The organism is Staphylococcus sp. GDY8P198P (assembly GCF_017891615.1).
In the GTDB taxonomy this organism is placed as follows: domain Bacteria; phylum Bacillota; class Bacilli; order Staphylococcales; family Staphylococcaceae; genus Staphylococcus; species Staphylococcus cohnii.
This window is the reverse complement of record NZ_JAESJQ010000007.1, coordinates 372,988-396,136: the sequence shown is the minus strand read 5'-3', so window position 1 is coordinate 396,136 and position 23,149 is coordinate 372,988. Positions and strand designations below refer to the sequence as shown.

The 23,149-nt window shown below is 32.2% G+C and carries 26 protein-coding genes and 1 pseudogene; 16 read left to right on the top strand and 11 right to left on the bottom strand.

All coding sequences use genetic code 11. From position 1 onward, the window contains the following. The first annotated feature begins 141 nt into the window (after positions 1-141). On the top strand, positions 142-528 hold the full coding sequence (locus tag KA824_RS09005; RefSeq protein WP_107384283.1) for a YutD family protein: 387 nt from the start codon (positions 142-144) through the stop codon (positions 526-528). A gap of 279 nt (positions 529-807) precedes the next feature. Here the strand turns inward: KA824_RS09005 and KA824_RS09000 are convergent, their stop codons facing one another. Next, entirely contained in the window at positions 808-1,074 is a 267-nt protein-coding gene (locus KA824_RS09000) for a DUF3055 domain-containing protein (protein ID WP_107384282.1), read from the bottom strand. 144 nt (positions 1,075-1,218) lie between these two features. On the opposite strand from KA824_RS09000, the gene KA824_RS08995 reads away from it, so the two are divergent. The 8 genes and pseudogenes from KA824_RS08995 (at position 1,219) to dltD (ending at position 8,079) form a co-directional block, all read left to right on the top strand. Then, positions 1,219-1,653, top strand: coding sequence for a DUF86 domain-containing protein (locus tag KA824_RS08995; protein ID WP_107384281.1), 435 nt, complete (start codon positions 1,219-1,221; stop codon positions 1,651-1,653). Positions 1,654-1,659: 6 nt separating this feature from the next. Then, the gene (locus tag KA824_RS08990; RefSeq protein ID WP_181187561.1) at positions 1,660-2,439 is read left to right on the top strand and encodes a TIGR01457 family HAD-type hydrolase; all 780 of its coding nucleotides are present in this window, start codon (positions 1,660-1,662) and stop codon (positions 2,437-2,439) included. Positions 2,440-2,449: 10 nt separating this feature from the next. After that, positions 2,450-3,405 (top strand): annotated as a pseudogene (locus KA824_RS08985) (2-hydroxyacid dehydrogenase). 442 nt (positions 3,406-3,847) lie between these two features. Continuing rightward, on the top strand, positions 3,848-3,994 hold the full coding sequence (locus KA824_RS08980) for a teichoic acid D-Ala incorporation-associated protein DltX (RefSeq protein WP_019469681.1): 147 nt from the start codon (positions 3,848-3,850) through the stop codon (positions 3,992-3,994). Between the two features lie 14 nt (positions 3,995-4,008). Continuing rightward, complete coding sequence (gene dltA / locus KA824_RS08975) at positions 4,009-5,472, top strand: D-alanine--poly(phosphoribitol) ligase subunit DltA (RefSeq protein WP_107385364.1); 1,464 nt, start codon at positions 4,009-4,011, stop codon at positions 5,470-5,472. Continuing rightward, positions 5,469-6,683, top strand: a complete 1,215-nt coding sequence (gene dltB / locus KA824_RS08970; protein WP_107521320.1) for a D-alanyl-lipoteichoic acid biosynthesis protein DltB — start codon at positions 5,469-5,471, stop codon at positions 6,681-6,683. The genes dltA and dltB overlap by 4 nt, the downstream gene beginning before the upstream one ends. A gap of 17 nt (positions 6,684-6,700) precedes the next feature. Continuing rightward, the gene (dltC, locus tag KA824_RS08965) at positions 6,701-6,937 is read left to right on the top strand and encodes a D-alanine--poly(phosphoribitol) ligase subunit 2 (protein ID WP_107505385.1); all 237 of its coding nucleotides are present in this window, start codon (positions 6,701-6,703) and stop codon (positions 6,935-6,937) included. Next, complete coding sequence (gene dltD / locus KA824_RS08960; protein WP_181187552.1) at positions 6,934-8,079, top strand: D-alanyl-lipoteichoic acid biosynthesis protein DltD; 1,146 nt, start codon at positions 6,934-6,936, stop codon at positions 8,077-8,079. The genes dltC and dltD overlap by 4 nt, the downstream gene beginning before the upstream one ends. A 364-nt stretch (positions 8,080-8,443) precedes the next feature. On the opposite strand, the gene KA824_RS08955 is transcribed toward dltD, so the two are convergent. Further along, entirely contained in the window at positions 8,444-8,686 is a 243-nt protein-coding gene (locus tag KA824_RS08955) for a NifU family protein (RefSeq protein ID WP_019469675.1), read from the bottom strand. Positions 8,687-8,792: 106 nt separating this feature from the next. On the opposite strand from KA824_RS08955, the gene KA824_RS08950 reads away from it, so the two are divergent. After that, positions 8,793-9,104: a YuzD family protein gene (locus KA824_RS08950; RefSeq protein ID WP_107384598.1), complete on the top strand. Its 312-nt coding sequence runs from the start codon at positions 8,793-8,795 to the stop codon at positions 9,102-9,104. Between the two features lie 91 nt (positions 9,105-9,195). On the opposite strand, the gene KA824_RS08945 is transcribed toward KA824_RS08950, so the two are convergent. Further along, positions 9,196-10,260 carry an NAD(P)/FAD-dependent oxidoreductase gene (locus KA824_RS08945; protein ID WP_107384599.1) on the bottom strand — a complete coding sequence of 355 codons (1,065 nt, stop codon included), beginning with the start codon at positions 10,258-10,260 and terminating at the stop codon, positions 9,196-9,198. Positions 10,261-10,699: 439 nt separating this feature from the next. Between KA824_RS08945 and KA824_RS08940 the strand changes: the two genes are divergently transcribed. The 6 genes from KA824_RS08940 to KA824_RS08915 all read left to right on the top strand — a co-directional run bounded on the left by KA824_RS08940 (position 10,700) and on the right by KA824_RS08915 (position 16,374). Beyond that, complete coding sequence (locus KA824_RS08940) at positions 10,700-10,936, top strand: YuzB family protein (protein ID WP_019469672.1); 237 nt, start codon at positions 10,700-10,702, stop codon at positions 10,934-10,936. Positions 10,937-10,949: 13 nt separating this feature from the next. After that, the gene (locus tag KA824_RS08935; RefSeq protein ID WP_107384600.1) at positions 10,950-11,309 is read left to right on the top strand and encodes a HesB/IscA family protein; all 360 of its coding nucleotides are present in this window, start codon (positions 10,950-10,952) and stop codon (positions 11,307-11,309) included. Positions 11,310-11,545: 236 nt separating this feature from the next. Beyond that, complete coding sequence (locus KA824_RS08930) at positions 11,546-12,754, top strand: NAD(P)/FAD-dependent oxidoreductase (RefSeq protein WP_107384601.1); 1,209 nt, start codon at positions 11,546-11,548, stop codon at positions 12,752-12,754. A gap of 183 nt (positions 12,755-12,937) precedes the next feature. Beyond that, a complete protein-coding gene (locus KA824_RS08925) occupies positions 12,938-14,413 on the top strand; it encodes a M17 family metallopeptidase (protein ID WP_107384602.1) in 1,476 nt (491 codons plus the stop codon). 233 nt (positions 14,414-14,646) lie between these two features. Further along, positions 14,647-15,963: a Na+/H+ antiporter family protein gene (locus KA824_RS08920; RefSeq protein WP_107384603.1), complete on the top strand. Its 1,317-nt coding sequence runs from the start codon at positions 14,647-14,649 to the stop codon at positions 15,961-15,963. Between the two features lie 30 nt (positions 15,964-15,993). After that, a complete protein-coding gene (locus KA824_RS08915; protein WP_107384604.1) occupies positions 15,994-16,374 on the top strand; it encodes a PaaI family thioesterase in 381 nt (126 codons plus the stop codon). A 755-nt stretch (positions 16,375-17,129) separates the two neighbouring features. Here KA824_RS08915 and KA824_RS08910 read toward each other — a convergent pair. The 8 genes from KA824_RS08910 to KA824_RS08875 form a co-directional block, all read right to left on the bottom strand. After that, complete coding sequence (locus KA824_RS08910) at positions 17,130-17,282, bottom strand: hypothetical protein (RefSeq protein WP_157948814.1); 153 nt, start codon at positions 17,280-17,282, stop codon at positions 17,130-17,132. A 73-nt stretch (positions 17,283-17,355) separates the two neighbouring features. Then, positions 17,356-17,712, bottom strand: coding sequence for a Na+/H+ antiporter subunit G1 (locus KA824_RS08905; protein ID WP_107384605.1), 357 nt, complete (start codon positions 17,710-17,712; stop codon positions 17,356-17,358). Next, positions 17,690-17,983, bottom strand: coding sequence for a Na(+)/H(+) antiporter subunit F1 (locus KA824_RS08900; RefSeq protein WP_046208018.1), 294 nt, complete (start codon positions 17,981-17,983; stop codon positions 17,690-17,692). Before KA824_RS08900 ends, KA824_RS08905 begins: the two co-directional genes overlap by 23 nt. Then, positions 17,983-18,462: a Na+/H+ antiporter subunit E gene (locus KA824_RS08895; protein WP_107384606.1), complete on the bottom strand. Its 480-nt coding sequence runs from the start codon at positions 18,460-18,462 to the stop codon at positions 17,983-17,985. Before KA824_RS08895 ends, KA824_RS08900 begins: the two co-directional genes overlap by 1 nt. A 1-nt stretch (position 18,463) precedes the next feature. After that, the gene (locus tag KA824_RS08890) at positions 18,464-19,960 is read right to left on the bottom strand and encodes a Na+/H+ antiporter subunit D (RefSeq protein WP_107386491.1); all 1,497 of its coding nucleotides are present in this window, start codon (positions 19,958-19,960) and stop codon (positions 18,464-18,466) included. Then, positions 19,947-20,294 carry a Na+/H+ antiporter Mnh1 subunit C gene (gene mnhC1 / locus KA824_RS08885; protein ID WP_040030166.1) on the bottom strand — a complete coding sequence of 116 codons (348 nt, stop codon included), beginning with the start codon at positions 20,292-20,294 and terminating at the stop codon, positions 19,947-19,949. The genes KA824_RS08890 and mnhC1 overlap by 14 nt, the downstream gene beginning before the upstream one ends. Next, positions 20,294-20,722 (bottom strand): Na(+)/H(+) antiporter subunit B, encoded by a 429-nt coding sequence (locus KA824_RS08880; protein WP_080760407.1) that lies wholly within the window; start codon positions 20,720-20,722, stop codon positions 20,294-20,296. Before KA824_RS08880 ends, mnhC1 begins: the two co-directional genes overlap by 1 nt. Beyond that, positions 20,703-23,120, bottom strand: coding sequence for a Na+/H+ antiporter subunit A (locus KA824_RS08875; protein WP_107384608.1), 2,418 nt, complete (start codon positions 23,118-23,120; stop codon positions 20,703-20,705). Before KA824_RS08875 ends, KA824_RS08880 begins: the two co-directional genes overlap by 20 nt. Positions 23,121-23,149 lie beyond the last annotated feature (29 nt).

The following is a 23,149-nucleotide window of genomic DNA, read 5'->3' as shown; positions in this document are numbered from 1 at the left end:
CAATTAGGGATATTAACGACGCGCGTTAACTCACTTTGGGCTAAGTCTTTTATTAGAAATAATAAAAATTGATTACTAACCTATTAAAGACAGACAATGTACGGTTAAATTGAGTAATGAAAATTAGATTAGGTGAGTATAATGATAAAAGTTAATAGTTTTTATTTTGAAATTATAGAAGATTATAGAGAATGTTTTGATGAAACATTATTTGCAAATCGTTACGCAGATATTTTAGATAAGTATGACTATATTGTGGGAGATTTTGGGTATGATCAATTAAGATTAAAAGGATTCTATAAAGATTCGAATAAAAAAGCTGAATTAAGTAAGCGTTTTTCCACAATTCAAGATTATTTATTAGAATACTGCAACTTTGGGTGTCCGTATTTTATTCTTAGAAAAGTTCCAGAAAATGAAATTAAATCCCAAATTGAAGCAGAAGATGAAAATGCAGAGATATCATTTGAAGAAAATAAATTACAAGATGTTAAAATTCAACCAACGATTCAAGATACAGAACAGTAAGTTGATGTAGATTTAGCGTCAGTTTAATATTAAAAACAAGTTAGGCTGCTATTCAACCGAGGAGTTACGGGTAATGAATAGTAGCTTTTTTATGTAGATTTATCATGACGCTAAATAAAATAAAAAAGGCTGATTATCGTAAATGACTCAGCCTTTTTCAATGACATTGTGTCTTATCATGTGCATCGATTTAATTAATAATATGACATAGAAATAATATTTAACGAACTGTATTTTGGCCATTAATATTATTTTGAACTTGTGCGTTTGCCACAGCAATTATTGTATGACTTGATTGAGATATTCAGTGATTTCATTACCTTCATTTTCAGTTACACCTAAAATATAAGCAATGTATCCTTCTTCTTCTAAATCATCTGTACCAATAATGCCAAATTTATTTGTTTGCATGTTTAAAACAATTGTTTTTCCAAAATGACGATTGGTTTGTATAAGCATTAAATCATAGCGACTAAATTCTCCGACGAAACCTACAAATTGTACCTGTGATGATTCATCATCGTCATAAAGATACATATCTATCATAAAAACACCCTTTCATCATTGAGATATTAAAGTTTTTATTATTCGAATCATTCAATGAACTTAAAAAGTCTTAATTTACAGTATAACCATAAATGAATTCGACTGCAAAGGTATGGTATGATGAGAATGATAGGGGTGACATAGATGTATTTTGTTAATAAAGAAAAGTTAGATAAAAAATTAAACTATTTACAACAATTAGTTAATGATTATCCAGATTATAGAGATAATCACTATGCATTTGAAAGAATTTCACAAATGTTGATTGAATCATCGGTAGATATTGGTAATATGATCATTGATGGCTTTATTTTGAGAGATCCAGGAAATTATAAAGATGTCATTGATATTTTAGAATTAGAAAATGTAATTTCTAAAGATACTCAAAATAATGTTAACCAAACTGTTGATGTCAGAAAGCAATTCGTTCATTTTTATGATGAACTTGATACGATTCAATTGAAACCACTTTTTGATAAAACACTTGATTATTATCAACAATTTATCGATGAAGTAATACAATTTTTGAATAATGAAAATGTACCTATAACAGCATTTGGTCAAAAAGGAGAGAAGTAATTTTTGATGAAACAGTACAAAGCATATCTCATTGATTTGGATGGTACGATGTACAAAGGGAATGAAAAAATTGATGGTGCAGCACAGTTTATTGAATACTTAAACAAGCATCAAATACCTCATTTATTTGTCACGAATAACTCTACTAAAGAACCATCAGAAGTAGCAGAAAAATTAAAAGTGATGGGAATTGATGCTACAGCAGATAAAGTAGTTACATCAGCACTGGCAACTGCAGAATATATTTCTGATGAGCAACCAGGTGCTTCAATCTATATGTTAGGTGGCGCTGGTTTAGAAAAAGCGTTAACGCAACATCAATTAAAAATAAAAGATGATGAGTTTGTAGATTATGTAGTTATTGGTTTGGATGAAGCTGTAACTTATGAAAAACTAGCAACTGCTACACTAGGTGTTCGAAACGGAGCAAAATTCATTTCAACAAATAAAGATGTATCTATTCCAAAAGAACGTGGGTTCTTACCTGGTAATGGCGCAATTACAAGTGTTGTGTCAGTATCTACAGGCGTTGAACCAACATTCATTGGTAAACCGGAACCTATTATTATGAATAAAGCCTTAGAAATTTTGGGATTAGATTGTTCTGAAGTTGCAATGATAGGTGATTTATATGATACAGATATACTTTCTGGAATCAATGTTAATGTTGATACAATACATGTTCAAACAGGTGTATCAACTTTAGATGATGTAAATCAAAAAGAAATACCGCCAACATATAGTTTTAAAGATTTAAACGAGGTAATCAAAGAACTCGACGTTTAGGAGTGATTGAATGCAAAAAATTGTAGTAAGTAGAAAAATTCCACAGAAATTTATCAAACAATTAGAGGACATCGGTGAAGTAGAAATTTGGGATGCATCGTTGACCCCTATGCCAAGAGAGGAATTTTTAACTGCTTTAAAAGACGCAACAGCTTGTTTTGTTTAAGTGAAACAATGGATGAAGAAGTCATTGAAGCTGCACCAAATCTGAAAGTCATAGCAAACATGGCAGTAGGTTATGATAATATAGATGTTGATTTGATGCAAAGTAAGGGTATTGTTGTGACGAATACACCAAGCGTTTTAACTGAAACAACGGCAGAATTAGGCTTTACTTTGATGCTTGCAGTGGCAAGACGTGTAGTCGAAGCGGAAACATATGTTCAAAATGGTGAATGGCAGAGTTGGGGACCGTATTTATTTGCTGGTAAAGATTTATATCATGCTAACGTCGGCATTTATGGTATGGGCGATATTGGAAAAGCATTCGCGAGACGTCTAAAAGGTTTTAATACGAATATTATGTATCATAACAGAACAAGACATAAAGATGATGAAGAAGCGCTTGGCGCATTATACGTTTCATTTGAAACATTATTAAAAGAGAGCGACTTTGTGATTTGTACGGTACCATTAACTCCAGAAACACGTGATAAGTTTGACGATAAGGCATTTAAAATGATGAAAAATGATGCGATTTTTATCAATATCGGTAGGGGCGCTGTCGTTGACGAGGAAGCATTAGTGAAGGCTTTACAAAATGGTGAAATTAAAGCATGTGGATTGGATGTTTTAAGAGAAGAACCCATTGATATGAAACATCCGTTACTTTCAATGAACAATGCAACGATACTCCCACATATTGGAAGTGCATCGGTGATAACAAGAGACCGAATGATACAACTTTGTGTAGATAATATAAAGTTAGTATTAAGTGAAAAAGAACCTAAGACTCCCGTGGTATAAATTACTTATACCATGTCAAGCTACTCATTACTTGATTAACCCAAGTGAAGAGTAGCTTAATTTTTAGAAATATTTACAATGAATATCAGTCATTTAAATTTGCATTATTACTAAAAGATGATTGCCACATATGATAACTGTGGTTGTTGCATTATTAGATCATTATATCTTGGTTTGAAATGTTTTATTGAATACACATTAAATTTTGTAAAAGAATTTAATGTGTATTTTTTTGATTTTTAAAATAACGCATTATTTATTTATATTCTATCTAACAATTTTGTTATATAGATGCACGAATATTTAATTGTAATGATGTAGGAAAAATTGTATAATTAATTGGTGAAAAAGTTGAATAATTTATATACAATAAAGCGTAAAACATAAAAAAATTTAATGAAGATAATTAATGTTGAATTTACATAAATGCCAGAGGTGAAATATGCAAAAAAACGATAAAGAACGTACTGCTTTACAAAAATTCAAACCATGGTTATTGATAGTAATGTACTTAGCTATATTAATTGCATTATATTTAATTTATGGTACAGGAGATACACACAATAACTTTATTTACAATGAATTTTAATTAAGGAGACTATCATGAAAGACATCATTCGAACTTTAATAGAGCATGGAGAAAACTGCCCAAATCAAGTTGCAGTTAAACATAATGACGAAATTCTGACATATGAAGCGCTCAATCGCTTTGCTAATCAACTTGCAATCCTATTGAAAGATGCTAAAACACCACTAATTTTATATGGGCACATGTCCCCGTTTATGATTGTGGGAATGATAGGTAGTATGAAAGCAGGTTGTGGCTATGTTCCCCTAGATACTTCTATCCCTCAAGATCGTATTCTATCTATTATAAATAAAATAGAGCCTCAATTTATATTTAATACTACTAATGAACAACTAGAAATTGAGGATATTTCCTTTATTTCAAAAGATTTATTAACAGGCGTAAAACAAAATGAGGACACAGTAAGTAAAATTAAAGATTCAGATATTGCTTATACTATTTTCACATCAGGTTCTACTGGAGAGCCCAAAGGTGTACAAATCAGTTATGAGAGCCTCAATCTTTTTACAAATTGGATGTTAGAACTTAATCAAGTTGGTTCAAATCAACAATGGTTAAATCAAGCGCCTTTTTCATTTGATTTGTCTGTCATGTCTATATATCCATGTTTAATGACTGCTGGAACTTTGAACTTAGTTGATAAGACAATGATTAATAAACCAAAATTATTAAGTGAAATGTTAGAAGAATCAAAAATAAATGTATGGGTATCTACACCCTCATTTATGGAAATGTGTCTCATGTTACCTCGCTTAACAGAAGCATATTACAGTAATTTAAAGGAATTTTTCTTTTGCGGCGAGATATTGGCAAATAAAACTGCAGAACTATTGCTACAACGTTTCCCATCTGCTTATATTTACAACACTTATGGGCCTACAGAAGCTACGGTAGCAGTTACAAGTATATTAGTTACAGAAGAAGTGATAAATCAGTACAATCCTTTACCAGTAGGATTACCGCAACCGGGAACTAAGTTATCTTTGACCCATGAAGGCGAACTTATTATTTCAGGGAAATGCGTAAGTGAAGGATATGTCAAAGACGAACTACGTTCTAAAAAAGTATTTAACAAGTTAGACGGTCAGAAATCTTATTACACTGGTGACAAAGCACAATTTATTGATAATCAATGGTTTATTAATGGGAGAATAGATTATCAAATTAAATTAAACGGTTATCGTATGGAATTAGAAGAAATTGAATTTCAATTGCGAAAATTAGAAAAGATTAGAGATGCGATTGTCGTACCAACTTATAAAAATAACAAAGTCACTCATTTAAATGCCGCAGTAATATTGAATCATTGTGATGAGGTAAAAGAAGTTCAAACTTTGACACATGATATCAAAACTGAGTTGAAACCTGTACTGCCTGAATATATGATTCCCCAAAAGATAATATATATGAAGAAATTACCGCTTACGATGAATGGGAAATTGGATCGTAAGAAGATTGCTGAGGCTATATTGAAATGATTCCATATGGCGATTTTACATTCTTTTTTATAGCATTAGTAATATTATTACCAGTTATCATATTAGGATTTATGGGCAAACAGAGCAAAATCTATAATGGTCTTAGTACAGCCGTTATGATTATATTAATATTCTCATCGACTAAGCATAACCTATTTGGACAAACGTATTTAAGCTTAGAATTGATAAATTTTATACTTTATCTGATTTGGCAAGTGATGATTATTATATATTATTGGCATTCTCGAGCTAAAAATAATACTACAACAAAATTTATATCAGTTATTTTTCTTTCTATTTTGCCATTGATTATTGTGAAAGTTATGCAAAGTTCGTGGTTTGGTACTGCGCAGTTAAAACTACATGAGAGTAAAGTCATTGAATTTATAGGGTTTTTAGGCATTTCATATGTAACTTTTAAAAGTGTTCAACTATTAATGGAAATTAGAGATGGCTCAATCAAAGAGGTAAGACTTTGGAAAGTAGTACAATTTATATCATTTTTTCCAACCATTTCTTCAGGACCGATTGACCGTTACAAACGTTTTGTAAAAGATGACAATAAAATTCTGAGTGGAAGTGACTATAGTCATTTATTAGTCAAAGCAATACATTACATCATGCTCGGATTTTTATATAAATACATTATTGCTTATTTAATACAAACATTTGCAATTAATCCATTAATGCTGGATTTTTCTGGTGTTATCACAAAATGGCTATATATGTATGCTTACAGTTTATATTTATTTTTTGATTTTGCCGGTTATTCACTTTTTGCTATAGCATTTAGTTATATTTATGGTATTCAAACCCCGCAAAACTTTAACCAACCATTTAAAGCTAAAAATATTAAAGATTTTTGGAATAGATGGCATATGTCACTATCATTCTGGTTTAGAGATTGTATTTATATGCGTTCATTATTCTTTATGTCAAAGAAAAAATTACTGAAAAGTCAATTTGCAATGTCGAATATAGCATTTTTCTTAAACTTTTTAATAATGGGCATCTGGCATGGTATTGAAATTTATTATATTTTGTATGGTTTGTACCATGCAGCATTATTTATTGGATATGGTTATTATGAAAAATGGAGAAAAAACCATCGTCCACGTTGGCAGAACCAGTTTACAACTGCTTTAAGTATTGTTGTAACGTTTCACTTTGTAACATTCGGTTTTCTGATTTTTTCTGGAAAACTTTTTTAAAATGAGGAGGAATTATAATGGAATTTAAAGAACAAGTGTTAGATCTATTAGCTGAAGTAACTGAAAATAATATCGTGAAAGAAAACCCTGACGTTGAATTATTTGAAGAAGGTATTATAGATTCATTTCAAACGGTTGGTTTATTATTAGAAATTCAAAATAAATTAGATATAGAAGTTTCAATTATGGATTTTGACAGAGATGAATGGGCAACGCCTAATAAGATTGTAACGGCATTAGAAGAATTAAAATGAAATTAAAACACTTTATTCCAATTATTATCAGTCTATGTTTATTTGGGATTTTCTTAATATTACCTTCTAGCTGGTTTAGTGGATTAATTACTCCGAAAACTATAGAAAATCAACGCACTTCACTATCAGATCAAGTGTTAAAAGGTACGTTAATACAAGATAAGATGTTTAAATCGAATCATTTTTATCCTATTTATGGTTCTAGTGAACTTGGAAAGGATGATCCGTTTAATCCATCTATGTTATTGCGCAACAAAAATACGTATGCTAAACAACCATTTCTAATTGGCACAGGTGGTTCTACAGATTTGATTAATGCTGTGGAATTAGCTTCACAATATGATCATTTAAAAGGAAAGAAAATGGCACTTATCATATCACCACAATGGTTTACGGACCATGGATTAACTAATAAAAATTTTGATGCACGTATATCTAAAGCACAATTGAATCGTTTATTTAATCAAAATTATTTAAGTCCAGAGCTTAAACAACGCTATGCAAAGCGTTTATTGAGATTTAAAAATGTAGAAAACCGAAAATATTTAGAAAAAGTAGCTAAAGGTAAAACCAACAATAAAGACCTATATTTATCACCGTTTAAAATGAATCAATTTGAAAAAATTGAAGCGATAAAGTCGAATTTCCCACTTTCAAATACTGAGCTAGAAGATATTAAACCAGTAACAGCTCAAGATGAAAGTTGGAAAATGCTTCTCAATAAAGCTGAACAATATGGCGCTAAACATTCAAAATCAAATATGTTTAAAATTAGAGATGAATATTGGCAATTAATAAAAAAACATAAGCGTAAAGTGAATAGAGATTATGAATTTAATAGTAATTCTCCAGAGTTTAAAGATTTGGAGTTATTGGTAGATACTATGCGAGAGGCTGGTGCTGATATTGAATATATCAGTCTTCCATCAAATGGAAAGTGGTATGATCATATAGGTGTAAATAAAGAAAAACGTCAGAAAGTATATAACAAAATTAGGGAAACTGTTGTTAATCGTGGCGGGAAAATTTATGATATGACAGCTAAAGATTATGAACCTTATGTTATCAGTGATGCCGTCCATATAGGATGGAAAGGCTGGGTTTATATTAGTGAGCACATTGCGCAGCACATGCGTAAATAGTTATTTTAAAATTGAACGTGAATGATTTGAAAAATATATAAAATGTAGCATAGGATAGGAAATCGCAATAATAGATTTCCTATCATTTTTTTATGGACGTGATTCATGAATCCAATCTTTGCATAAGTCCAGACAGTATATTGTTCAGGAAAAAGATGACTTAAATAAAATTAACTAACAAAATCAAATGTATTTCACATCGTGCATACATCGATTTTATTACTGATTTGAATATAAAAATGCACCTTCATTGAACATGAAAGTGCATTTTGTTATGAATCGGTTATTATATAACAAATTCATAAACAAAGAATTCTATAAAATTTGACGCTTTTGTTGTTTAATTTATATATAAGTTGATCAACTAGAATACTTGTTCTACTTCTACTACTCCAGGTACTTCTTCATGTAAAGCGCGTTCGATGCCTGCTTTTAATGTGATTGTTGAACTTGGGCATGTACCACATGCACCGTGCAATTGAAGCTTAACAATTCCATCTTCTACATCTACTAACGAGCAATCGCCGCCATCACGTAGTAAGAATGGACGTAGTTTTTCAATTACTTCTGCTACTTGATCAAACATTGTTACGTTTTCAGTTGGCATGGAAATGCCTCCTTTCAAGTATATTATTTCATTTTCTGTCTATCTTTTTATTATAATAGATATATAAAGAAAAATCTATCAATCAAGACAAAAGGGGATAGTTAAAATGAATAAAGTAAGTGTAGTCGTTTATGGTGCAGATGTTGTTTGTGCAAGCTGTGTTAATGCACCAACTGCTCGAAATACTTTTGATTGGCTGCAACCATTACTCAAAAGAAAGTACCCAGATACACAATTTGAATTTACGTATATCGATATCGAGAAGGATACTGAAAATTTAACTGATCATGACCAACAATATATTGAGCGTATTCAGGAAGATGAATTGTTCTATCCACTTGTAACGATGAATGATGAATATGTTTCTGATGGATATGTACAATTGAGAGATATTACTAAATTTATGGATGCGCATTAATTTAATCATTTAGAAAAAGACACGTTCATATACTTTTAACAGAAGTTAGTAAAGTATATGAAGACGTGTCTTTGTTATTTTTGTTTAAGATTTATCCATTGTGATATTTGTATAACCATAGCACACCAGATTTTAAGATTGAAGCTAAACGACCAGTAACTGTTCTGTCCATGATGTAGGCAAAACCTTTTTTATCGCCAAGAGAACCTAAGAAACCTTGAACTTTAAGTTCTGGCATTTTTTCTGGTAGAGGCTTGCCTTGCCATTGTAGTTTCATAACATCTGCAATTTGGTCTCCTTGAACTTCAGCAAGTTGTGCACTAGGTGCATGAGGCAAATCTGCACAGTCTCCTACTACGTAAACATTTTTATAGGTTGGAACTTGATGGTATTGGTTAAGGATGACACGGCCATCTCTACTAATATCAATTGGTAAATTTCTAACAATTTCCACAGGTTGAATTCCAGCTGTCCAAACGATTAAATCTAATGGTTCAGGTACATCATTATTGAAAATCTTACCAGGTTCCACACGATTAATATCAGAGTTTGGTACTACTGTTACATCGTTCTTTCTAAACCAATTTTCTATATAACGACTTAATTTTTCAGGGAAACGTCGCAAAATGCGTTCTCCACGATCATATAAGTATATTTGTAAGTCTTTACGACTTTCACGGAGTTCACTCGCTAGTTCGATGCCACTTAAACCTGCACCTACAATACCTACTTTTGCTCCGTTGGGTAGTTCACTAATATGATGAAATGTTTCCCGTGAACTTGATAACGTTTGGATACTGTGAGTATATTCTGCAGCCCCTGGAACATTATGATATTTGTCTTCACAACCAAGTCCAATAACCAATTCATCATAATCTACTTTTGTGTTGCCAACTGAAATAATTTGATCTTCCAAATTAATATCATTAATTTCTCCATACACAATATTGATACGTTCTGAATCAGGGAAATTCATACGAATATCTTTGTCTGATTTAGTACCAGCAGCTAATTCATAGAATTCTGGTTTTAAACCATGATAAGGCATACGATCAATTAATGTAATAGAATAATTTTCAGGAAGTGCAGATGGTAAAATATGAGACATAATGCGCATATTTCCGTATCCGCCACCCAATAGAACTAAATTTTTCATTTATGATACCCCTTTAGTAAAAATGTATTGAGCAATTTGATAAAAATACAACTTATTTTCGTTAATAAATAATATCTTTATCTCTTGTCGTCAATGTAAGTCAATAAATATAATGTGGTTAAATCATATTCGTCTTCATTGAACGAAATACCATTTCATAATAAGCTTACTTAGATATATTATATGCTTTTTTATATACTTCTACAAATAAACATGATGAATTGTAATTTGTAAATATATATCTTTTAAATGCAATATGATTATAACAATATAAAAATATTGTGTGAATGACATTTCATACGAAAATAAGTTTTGTTTTAATTGATTTGTAACAAAAAACGGCAAAATAAATGAATAAATAATATAAGCTAGTAATTGGTCAAAAGCGGTGTGATTTTGTTATAATTGATAAACTGATAATTAATTGAGAGGGTGTAATATGAATCCAATAGTTGAGTTCTGCATTTCGAATTTAGCGAAAGGTGGAGATTATGTATATAATCAACTTGAAAATGATCCAGGTGTAGACGTTTTAGAATATGGTTGTCTACAAAATTGTGGTATTTGCTCAAGTGGCTTGTATGCATTAGTAAACGGTGATATTGTTGAAGGAGAATCACCAGACGACTTATTACAAAATATTTATTCACATATAGAAGAAACATGGATTTTTTAGGGAGGTAATTTTAATGGCAGTAGTTGAACTGACAGAAGCGGCAGCATACGAAGTTAAAGATATGATGGAACAAAATGATATGCCGAATGGCTTTTTGAAAATTAAAGTCAATGGTGGTGGCTGTACTGGATTAACGTATGGTATGTCTGCAGAAGCTGAACCTAGTGAGAATGATGAAATATTTGAATTTCACGGTGTGAAAGTGCTGATTGATAAATATGACATACCAGTATTGGAAGGTACAAAAATTGATTTTAAACAATCGTTAATGGGCGGTGGCTTCCAAATCGACAATCCAAATGCAATTGCATCTTGTGGTTGTGGTAGTTCATTCAGAACTGCAAAAGTTTCTGGGTCACCAGAAGATTGTTAATAATTGTAAATAGAGTTTTTATAGACTATAGTTCGACTAAGTGAGGTGAGAACTATAGTCTTTTATCTGTTTATGTGAAAAAACAAACAATATATGCGTTTCGGCTTGAAAATAAACTATAAAAACTATAAAATTAGTGTTGGATGAAAAATGTCTTTTTTGTGAATTTCTATGAAAATCAGTATATTAAAAAAGACGATCGCAACAAAAAAATTATGAAAGCTTAGGTGAATGAAATGGCTCAAGAACGTAAAAAAGTTTTAGTTTTAGGCGCTGGTTACGCTGGGTTACAAGCTATTACCAAATTACAAAAGCAACTTTCGGCTGATGAGGCTGAAATTACATTAATTAATAAGAATGATTATCACTATGAAGCGACTTGGTTACATGAAGCTTCAGCTGGAACAATTAGTTATGAAGATGTTTTATACCCAGTTGAAAGTGTGATCAATAAGAATAAAGTAAACTTCATCAAAGCAGAAGTTACAAAAATCGATCGCAATGCTAAAAAAGTAGAAACTGATGCGGGCATTTTTGATTTTGATATTTTAGTTGTTGCTTTAGGTTTCGAAAGTGAAACATTTGGTATTAAAGGTATGAAAGATCATGCTTTCCAAATCGAAAATGTTTTAACTGCTCGTAAATTAGCGCGTCACATTGAAGATAAATTTGCTAACTATGCTGCATCAAAAAATAAAGACGATAAAGATTTAGCTATTATCGTTGGTGGTGCAGGATTTACAGGTGTTGAATTCTTAGGTGAATTGACTGATCGTATCCCTGAGTTATGTAACAAATATGGTGTAGATCAAACAAAAGTTAAAATTACTTGTGTAGAAGCTGCTCCAAAAATGTTACCTCAATTCTCTGATGAATTAGTAAACCATGCAGTAAGTTATTTAGAAAGCAAAGGTGTTGAATTTAAAATTGCTACACCAATCGTTGCTGCAAATGAAAAAGGTTTCGTAGTTAAGGTTAACGATGAAGAACAACAATTAGAAGCGAATACAGTTGTATGGGCTGCTGGTGTTCGTGGTAGCAAATTAATGGAAGAATCATTTGAAGGTGTGAAACGTGGCCGTATCGTTACTAACCAAGATTTAACAATCGATGGATATAATGATATTTTTGTAATAGGTGATTGTTCTGCATTTATTCCAGCTGGGGAAGAACGTCCATTACCTACAACAGCACAAATTGCTATGCAAGAAGGCGAGCACACTGCTAAGAACATTAAAAATATCCTAGAAGGTCAACCAACTCAAGAGTTTGAATATGTTGATCGTGGTACAGTTTGTTCTTTAGGTGCTAACGATGGCGTTGGCGTTGTTTATGGTAAAGATATCCAAGGTAAAAAAGCTGCATTTATGAAAAAAGTTATCGATACACGTGCGGTATTCAAACTTGGTGGCGTAGGCTTAGCATTTAAAAAAGGTAAATTTTAATAACTGATAAATACTAGATGTATATCTAGTAGTATAAATATTGAGGCTGAGACTATTTTATGTCTCAGCCTCAATTATTATATGTATGTTTTTATAAGTATAGACGGTAAATCATTTTTAATAATGGATAGGGATTAATAAATGATACAATGTGACTGAATAAACTGAAATGAGGAATGATTGATGAAAGCGATTATAAATAACACTGCTAAGGTTGAACAAGATACAATCATTGTTGGTGTACCTGAACACTTAAATCAATTAGAGGCAATAAAAATAGGTGGAGAAGATTTAAAAGACTTATTATCACCTTTAAAGGAACATCAAGTCTTTAGCACAAATGTTGGAATAATATCGACTACATTTTTTAAAGTAGAAGAGAAAGCGCATAAGTTGATTACTGTAGGATTAGGAAATACTAAGGAATTAGGATATAATGATTATTTAAAAATATTCGGTAATTTATTTCAAGCTTTAAATAGCAGTAGAATCACTGAAGCTTCACTGTTATTTAATTCATTTAAATCTCAAAAAGTCGAAAAGGAAATAATCGCTGAAATTCTTGGTCAGCAAAGTGAACAATCAATTTATCATTTTGATGGTTATAAATCCAATAAATCAGCGCCTTATCAATTAAAATTAGAGATACATACAGAAGAAGATGATATTGCAAAATCTATTGAAAATGGTGAAGCAATTGCAACTGCTGTTAATTTAGCTCGTGATTATAGTAATATACCACCTAATATATTAACACCTGCTTATTATGCAGAACTGATAGAAAACCAATTTAATGACACTAATGTATTTGTTGATATCAAAGATAATAAGACTTTACAAAAAGAAGGTTTTGGGTTAATTCATGCAGTTGGTAAAGGTTCTAAAAATGGACCACGTGTAATTACATTGACTTATAATGGTGGCAAACCAGGAGAAAATCCTATTGCACTTGTAGGTAAAGGCATTACTTATGATTCAGGTGGTTATTCAATTAAATCTAAAACAGGTATGCAGACCATGAAATTTGATATGTGTGGCTCAGCAAATGTAATAGGAATGATCGAAGCTGCTCGTAAATTAGCGCTGCCATTAAATATTGTTGGTATTATTGCTGCTGCTGAAAATATGGTGAATGAAGAAGCGATGAAACCAGATGATGTTTACACAGCGCTAAGTGGGGAGTCTGTAGAGGTTTTAAATACAGATGCAGAAGGACGTCTTGTTTTAGGTGACGCTGTATTCTATGCTAATCAATTTCAGCCAAATATAATATTAGATTTTGCAACTTTAACTGGTGCTGCTGTAGCTGCGTTAGGTGAAGATAAAGCTGCCGTTTTTAATCAAAATGCTGAAGACACTTTAAAATCTATTCTAAGTCAAGCAGAAATTATGGATGAAAAAGTCTTTGAATTACCGATTACTGCTACAGAACAAGGACTGATAAGAAAAAGTGAGGTAGCTGATTTAGTCAACCATACCAATGGTCAAGGTAAAGCATTGTTTGCGGCAACATTTATCAATCATTTTGCAGGTAATACACCACATTTACATTTTGATATCGCAGGGCCTGCTACTACGAATAAACCAAGTTATAAGGGGCCAGTTGGGCCTACAGGTTATCTAATATCAACAATCGTACAATGGTTACGTAACCTGTAAAATAAACAAATTGAAGTTAAGAAAACATATGCTTCAAGTTAATTTTTAGTAGATTAACTTGAAGCTTTTTTAACTTATATAAAAAGGTTGGCAAGTTTATGAAACATGTCTCATTTTAGTATAAAGTTTTGAATAAATATATCTAAAGATAGGATTGACAATTTGATAAGCAATTGTTATTATAAATCTCGTGATACTTTAGTTCGATAACGTAATAAAGGAGTTGTGCTTTTGTGATAAATGCAGTTGTTATAGCAGTGGTACTGATGATTGTACTCTGTTTATGTAGATTAAATGTTGTTATAAGCTTATTTATCAGTGCACTAGTTGGTGGCTTAATCGCAGGTATGAGCGTCACAGAGATTGTATCTGTATTTGGTAAAAATATTGTTGATGGTGCTGAAGTAGCATTAAGTTATGCTTTATTAGGTGGATTTGCTGCGTTGATTTCTTATAGTGGTATTACAGACTATTTAGTAAATAAGATTATCAATGCGATTCATGCAGAAAACAGTAAAATGTCACGTATTAAAGTGAAAGTTATTATTATCGGTGCACTATTAATTATGAGTGTAATGAGTCAAAACTTAATACCTGTACATATTGCATTTATCCCAATTGTAATACCTCCATTAATAAGTTTGTTTAATGAACTTAATATAGATAGAAGACAAATTGCAATAATTATTGGCTTTGGTTTATGTTGGCCATATGTTTTATTACCATATGGTTTCGGTCAGATTTTCCACCAAATCATTCAAAGTGGATTCTCTAAAGCAGATCATCCAATTGAAATGGGTATGATATGGAAAGCAATGCTGATTCCATCATTAGGCTATATTGTTGGCTTAATCGCAGGTATTTATTATTATAGAAAACCTAGAAAATACTCTGAACATAAAGACATTAAAGATATGAGTGAAATTGAAATTAGACCTTATGTTCTCGTAGTAACGATTATTTCTATTATTGCTACTTTTTTAGTACAGATGTTCACTGATTCTATGATATTTGGGGCTTTAGCCGGCGTACTTGTTTTCTTCATTTCACGTGCTTATAAGTGGACTGAGTTAGATCAAAAATTTGTAGATGGTATTAAAATCATGTCATTTATAGGTGTTGTGATTTTATCAGCAAATGGTTTTGCAGGTGTAATGAATGAAACAGGAGATATAGGTAATTTAGTAAGTGGGCTTAGTGGTGTTATTGGAGAAAATAAATTAGTTAGTATTATTGTAATGTACATTATTGGTTTGGTCGTGACTTTAGGAATTGGCTCATCATTTGCTACAATACCTATTATTGCAACGTTGTTTGTGCCATTAGGTGAATCTTTGGGACTAAGTACCATGGCATTAATTGCTTTGATAGGAACGGCGAGTGCATTAGGAGATTCGGGGTCACCTGCGAGCGATTCAACATTAGGTCCTACAGCAGGTTTAGATGTTGATGGTCAACATGATCACATTCGTGATACATGTATTCCAAACTTTGTTTTTTATAATATTCCTCTAATCATTTTTGGCACTATTGCGGCTATGATATTATAGACCTAAGAATAAGAAAAAGAGGTGTCTTCAATGGCAAATATGCTTGATGCTTTAAAAATAAAGGTAGAGCGACAAGAACATGGACTTATGGTTATGTCTATGCCAGTCACAGATGAAGTAAAACAACCATTTGGCTTTTTACATGGTGGTGCGAGCTTAGCGCTTGGAGAAACAGCATGCTCAATGGGAGCTGCTGACATTATTGACACAGAGCATTTTATTCCTTTAGGTCTCGAAATGAATGCAAATCATATAGGTTCGACGACTGAAGGAACGATATTTGCGACTGCTACAATCATTCATGAAGGTAGTACAACCCAAGTTTGGAACATAGATATCAAAGATCAAAATGATAGACTGATATGTGTTATGAGAGGTACAATTGCCATTAAACCACGTAAACGACAGTAAGGCATTGAAGTATTAAATTAATGATATTTACTTTAATGAAATCAGATTTTTAAATGCTAATTAAGTCTTAAAATAAATCATATAAAAAGGACTCATTCACAGTTAGCGGATGAGTCCTTTCAGAAAATAGACAAACCTCCTTCGTATTAATTTACGAAGGGTTTGTCTATTTTTTATTTATATAATTTTTCCAAATAGGATTTTGTCCTTGAACTAATCTTTGCTCTTATTTTCATTATTAAATCTTCTTGAAAATGGAGTGTGTCCTTTTCAGCTAATTCAGTTGTATACTTATTCTTATTTGCATATGCTTTAATATGCGTAGCATCAATAAATAAAGATGACTGATCTATTAAATTATTTTTGATAGCTATTTTTAATATTTTCTTAAATATTTGTCTTCGACAAGTTCATATACAAATTTCAAATCTAATATCGGATCGACTTTACGCAATAAATGATTATTAAGGACTCATTCAGAGATAGAAATCATTTCATATTGATCTCTTTTATCAATTGATTTATTCAACACAATAAACACCACCACTGCTTAATTTACATATATTATAATATTGGCAGTGATTTATGCCGACTCCTGCGGGAATAGCACTAGCCGAAGACTATAGGCTAAGGCAGTGCCCGCGGAAAGCGTGCACAAAGAAACTGCCAACAAAGTCAGAGACTTTGTCAACGGTCCTTTTTGATAACATAGTATTTGAAATCTTTGATGCTGCTTCACAGGCACCCATGATATTTCATTCAAAAGGGCTGAGTTTTAAGTCGGCTAGACCACCTGATGCAAATAAATAGGGTAACCATTCTAATTGAGCAGAAGTAGAAGGCAGCCCTGAATCTGACACAGTTGCGTCATCATTTGTAATGATTTGTTTGATAATCAGCTGTTGCATTAATGTATCTTTGAAACCTGTTATGGAATAAAAAATACGCATTCCTGATATTGGAATGCGTAATTAAATGATATTACAATTTTGTATCTTTTAAGTCTTCTTGTATGTCATCACGTTTTGTTCTTTTTGAAGCGGGTGTCTTCAAATTATATGCTGATTTAATAATAAGGTGACTTGCTAACGGCCCCGTGATCAAAATGAATAATATACCGATAAGTAATTGCATATTTACATAACCTTCACGACCTATGAAATATAAGAAAACACCACTTATAAGTAACATTGCTCCTAATGTAGCAGCTTTACCAGCAGCATGCGCACGTGCATATACATCATCTAAACGTAAGAGGCCAATCGCAGCTAGTGCACTTATGAGTGAGCCAAGGATAACCAAAATAAGAGCTATACTAATGATGATCGTTGTTATCATGCTCAATCACCTTACCTTTATCCATATATTTTGCAAACACTGCAGTTCCTAAAAACGCTAAAATACCAATTAATAAAATGGCAACCATCATATATTTAGTACCCAAGAAAATACTAAATAGTGCTACAATAGCCATCAGTTGGATACCCATTGCATCAAGTGCCACAACCCTATCAGCAAGAGAAGGGCCGATAATGACACGAACAAGCATACCAAACATTGACAATGTTACAATAACTAATGCCACGATTAATATCACGTTGTAGTTCATTAATACTCGCCTACCTCTCTTACCACTTTTTCAAGTGATGATTTAATACTTTCTATTTCTTCTTCTTTAGTACTGAAATCAATACTGTGAATATATATTTGTTTGCGATCATCACTGATACCTAGAACAATCGTACCAGGTGTGAGTGTAATCAAGTTTGATAACAACACAATTTGCCAATCTTTTTTCAAATCTGTTGGATACGTAAAAAAGGCGGGTTCATTGTTAATTTTAGGTTTAGTAACGATTCTAATAACATCAATATTTGCTTTAACTAATTCTACTAAAAAGACGATAAATAATTTTATGATTTTATAAATAGTAATAATATAAAATCTACCGGGTAAGACACCACGCATCAGGAATACTAACAATAGACCAAATATATAACCTAATAGGAAATTATTAAATGTATAGCTACCTGTTACAAATAGCCAAAACACTGATAAAATTAAATTTACTAATATTTGAATTGCCATATTATTTGCCCCCCAATACGCTGTCTATATAAACACTAGGATTATAGAATGTTTCGGCAGCATCTTTTATGATTGGTTGTAAAAAGTCAGCGGATAGGCCAAATATTACTGATATAGCAACTGCAATAACAGCTACTGTTAAAATACCTTTGTATTGCAGTTTAGGGTTGACTTCATAACCTTCAGATTCTCCGAAGAAACCTTTTAAGAAAATACGAATAACTGAGTAAAGTACAACTAAACTAGATAATAAAACAATCATACCACTTAAATAAAATCCTTTTTCGAAAGTAGCTTGAACAATGTAATATTTTCCATAAAAACCGCTTAACGGTGGTATACCGGCTAAACTCAAAGCAGCGATAAAGAAAGACCAGCCTAATACAGGGTAATGTTTGATTAAACCACCATACTTACGTAAATCGTGTGTCTTGGTGATTTTATACATGACACCAATTAAGAAAAATAGTGCTGCTTTAATCAACATGTCATGTAATGTATAATAAATTGCTCCCATCATACCGGCCTGATTCATCATTGCTACACCTACTAAAATGACACCAACAGCAATCATAATATTATAAATTATGATTTTTTTAGTATCAAAGTAGCTAACTGCGCCTACACAACCAAAAATAATTGTAAGTAAGGCTAAGAATAAAATGGTGTACAGTGAAAAGTTAGAAGAATCACCAAAGAATAAGCTTGCTGTTCTAGCTATTGCGTAAACGCCAACTTTTGTTAACAATGCACCAAAGAAGGCAATAATTGCTATAGGTGGCGCATAATAAGCGCCTGGTAGCCAGATATACATTGGGAACACACCAGCTTTTGTAGCAAAGACAAAGATAAACATAATAAATATAATACTGATAATTCCTTTATCTTGTGTTGACAGTTGACTTAATTTTTCACTAATATCTGCTAAATTCAATGTGCCTACAACAGAATAAAGCATTGCGACGGCTATAACAAAGAAAGCAGAAGATGTCACATTCACAAGTACATATTTTATCGTTTCACTCAATTGAACTTGTGTGCCACCAATAACTAATAAAATATAAGATGCCATTAAAAATACTTCAAAGAATACGAAAAGGTTGAAAATATCACCAGTTATAAATGACCCTATAACACCAGTGAGCATAAACATTATGGCAAAATAATAGTAATATGTTTCACGCTCGATACCTACAGATTGATATGAATATAAAATAATCAACATCGTTACAATTAAACTTGTAATCACAAGTAAAATACTAAAAATATCTGTAACAAAAACAATACTATATGGTGCATCCCATGAACCAAGTTCGAGTTTTATAGGTCCATCTCTGAGAATATTTTTTAAATTTATAAAAGCAAAAATTAATGTAATTGCAGTACCTGTTAATGCAACGTAGCGTTTAATTTTAGGGCGTTTACCAATAAAAATTAATGCAATAATTGTTAACATTGGTATGACGAGTAATGAAATAATAAGATTACTCTCTATCATTATCTAGCACCCCTTTCATACTTTCTACGTTGTCTGTACCTAGTTCTTTATAGCTTCTAAAAGCCAATACTAAGAAAAAGGCTGTTACAGAAAATGAAATTACTATTGCTGTTAATATGAGTGCTTGTGGAATTGGATCTACATATGAAGTGAACCCTTTTTCATAAATAGGGACTTCACCTTTCTTAAGACCACCCATAGTTATTAAGAATAAATTAGCTGTATGTGTTTGTAATGTAGTCCCAATAATGATGCGTATCAAACTTTTAGAAAGAATGAGATAGACGCTCATTGCAGTGAGAATACCACAAACAAAAATCATCACTATTTCCATTACTCATTCTCTCCAATCGCTAATATTATAGTCATTATTGTGCCAACAACCGCACATAAAACACCTAAATCGAAAAATGTGGCAGTGTGCATTTCTATAGGTTTTAAAATACCTAATGGAATCTCAAATGGCGTATGCGTAAAGAAGTTTTTATTGTATAGCCAACTCGCCATAGGAGTAGCTAAACAAAAGAATAACCCGATACCAATGAGTTTCTTGAAGTCCCATGGGTATATTTTACGCATAGTCTTAATATCGTAAGCCACTGCTACAATCACAAGTGAACTTGATAGTAGTAGGCCACCGACGAAGCCGCCACCAGGTGTATAATGTCCTGTTAAAAATAGGTGTAAACCAAACATAACGATTAAGAAGAAAATCACGATAGCTGAGTATTGGAAAATTAAATTATTTTTCTGTCTTTTCAATGTGAGTTCCTCCTTCATCATTTGGTTTGTTTTTATAACGAAGTTTAATCATTGTGTAAACACCTAAACCTGCAATACCTAGTACAGAGGATTCGAATAAAGTATCGGTACCACGGAAATCAACTAGAATAACGTTGACCATGTTTGTACCATGTGCTAAATCATATACATGCGCTTTATAAAATTCTCCAATTGAGCCAAAGTGTCTATTACCGTAAGTGATTAAACCTAATACTGTTACAACGGTACCAGCACCGATGGCAATAATAATGTTCAGCCATTTATATGAAGTTGATTCGTTATGTCTATTTAAATTCGGCAAATGATAGAAACATAATAAGAACAATGCAGTAGAAATAGATTCTACAACAAATTGCGTCAATGCTAAGTCTGGTGCACCAAAGAAAATAAAGAAGATCGCTACTGCATAACCTACTGCACTTGCCATGATGATACTGAATAGGCGAGAGCGTGCAAATATAATCATAGACGCTGCTGTAATGATAATGACTACGATGATCAATTCAAATGGTCTGATTTCACTAACATCTTTGAAGTTAACACTGAATGGTGTTACTAATAATGTCACAAGTGTGATTACGATTAAAGACGCGAAGATGATTAATAAGTTATTACGAGTAAACCCAGTAACGTAAGTGTTAGTAAATTGACTTGAATAGCCTGGGAATACCGTTCCAAATTTATCATACCAATAATTGATTGTTAGTTTTGTAGGTTGTGCTTTTAATAAGCTAATCCAATAACCAAAGCTAAGTATTAACAAAATTCCAGCGATGTAAATGCCTAATGTTGAGAAAAAGGCTGGTGTAAATCCATGGAACATATGAAACTCAGCTGTTGCGTTAGTATTATGACTGATTGCGTTTACTGCTGGTTCAATGATTGTCCCAGTCAATATTGAAGGGAAGAACCCAAAAACAATGACGAGTATTGCTAATATACCTGGAGAAATTAGCATTAATTTTGAAACTTCATGAGCTGATTTTGGTAAATTATTTGGTTTATAGCTACCTAAGAATATTTGACCAATAAACCTAACAGCATAGACAAAAGTGAATACGCTACCTAAAATTGCCACGATTGGTATGAGTATACCAATACTATTTAAACTGAAGATATTAGCGTGCGTAACTTCAATCATACTTTCAAGAAATTTCTCTTTTGATAAGAAACCATTAAATGGAGGAATACCTGCCATACTCAATGATGTAATTAACGTAATGGTAAAAGAAATTGGCATGATGGTTACTAAGCCACCCAATTTATTGACATCACGTGTTCCCGTACTGTGATCAATCGCACCAGTTACCATAAATAATGCACCTTTAAAAGTAGCATGATTTATAAGGTGAAACACAGCTGCCGTAAAGGCAGCAACGTAAATTTGACTGTCTGAGCCTTCGAAATGATAACTAACTGCTCCGATACCTAACATTGACATAATCATGCCAAGTTGTGAGACAGTTGAAAAAGCTAAGATACCTTTTAAGTCTTGTTGCTTTATTGCATTTAACGATGCCCAAAACAGAGTGATTAGCCCCACTGCAGTAATCGTCCAAATCCAACCTTGTGAAAGCGCGAATATTGGTGTCATACGTGCAACTAAATAAAGACCAGCTTTAACCATTGTTGCTGAATGCAAGTAAGCACTAACTGGCGTTGGCGCTTCCATTGCATCTGGTAACCAAACATAGAATGGAAACTGAGCTGATTTAGTCATCGCTCCTATGATTACAAAGATCATAGACAATATAAAGTAAGGGCTTGTTTGGATTTCAGACGCATGATTAATGAGTGTTTGAATACTAGTAGAATTACCTGCAAGTGATAGTAAAATAAGTCCACCTAGCAGAGAAAGACCACCCAACACAGTTATGAGCATTGATTTTTGTGCACCATAAATAGATGCTTGTTTTGTTCTCCAAAATGAAATGAGTAGAAAACTTGAAAAGGAAGTTAACTCCCAAAACAGATATAAGATAATGATATTATCTGATAATACGACCCCTAACATGGCACCCATAAAAAGCAAAAGGTAACAATAAAAATGACCTAATTGCTCTTGTCGACTTAAATAACTAATGGAATATAATACAACCAAGCTTCCGATGCCAGTTATTAGTAAACTGAATAATAAGCCTAAGCCATCAACGTATAAATCGAAATTCATGCCAAAATGAGGCATCCAATTTACTTTATGTACTACGCTTTTGCCTGACATTGTTGTCGAAATGATTGATAGAAAATATATAAATAAGACGACGGGGATAGGTAACACAAACCATCCTAAATGTATACGCTTATGTATGCGATATACAATTGGAATAATGAGTGCAAATATTAACGGTAATAATACCGCTATATGTATCAAACTCATTATTTTATCCTCCTTTTTAAAATAGTATA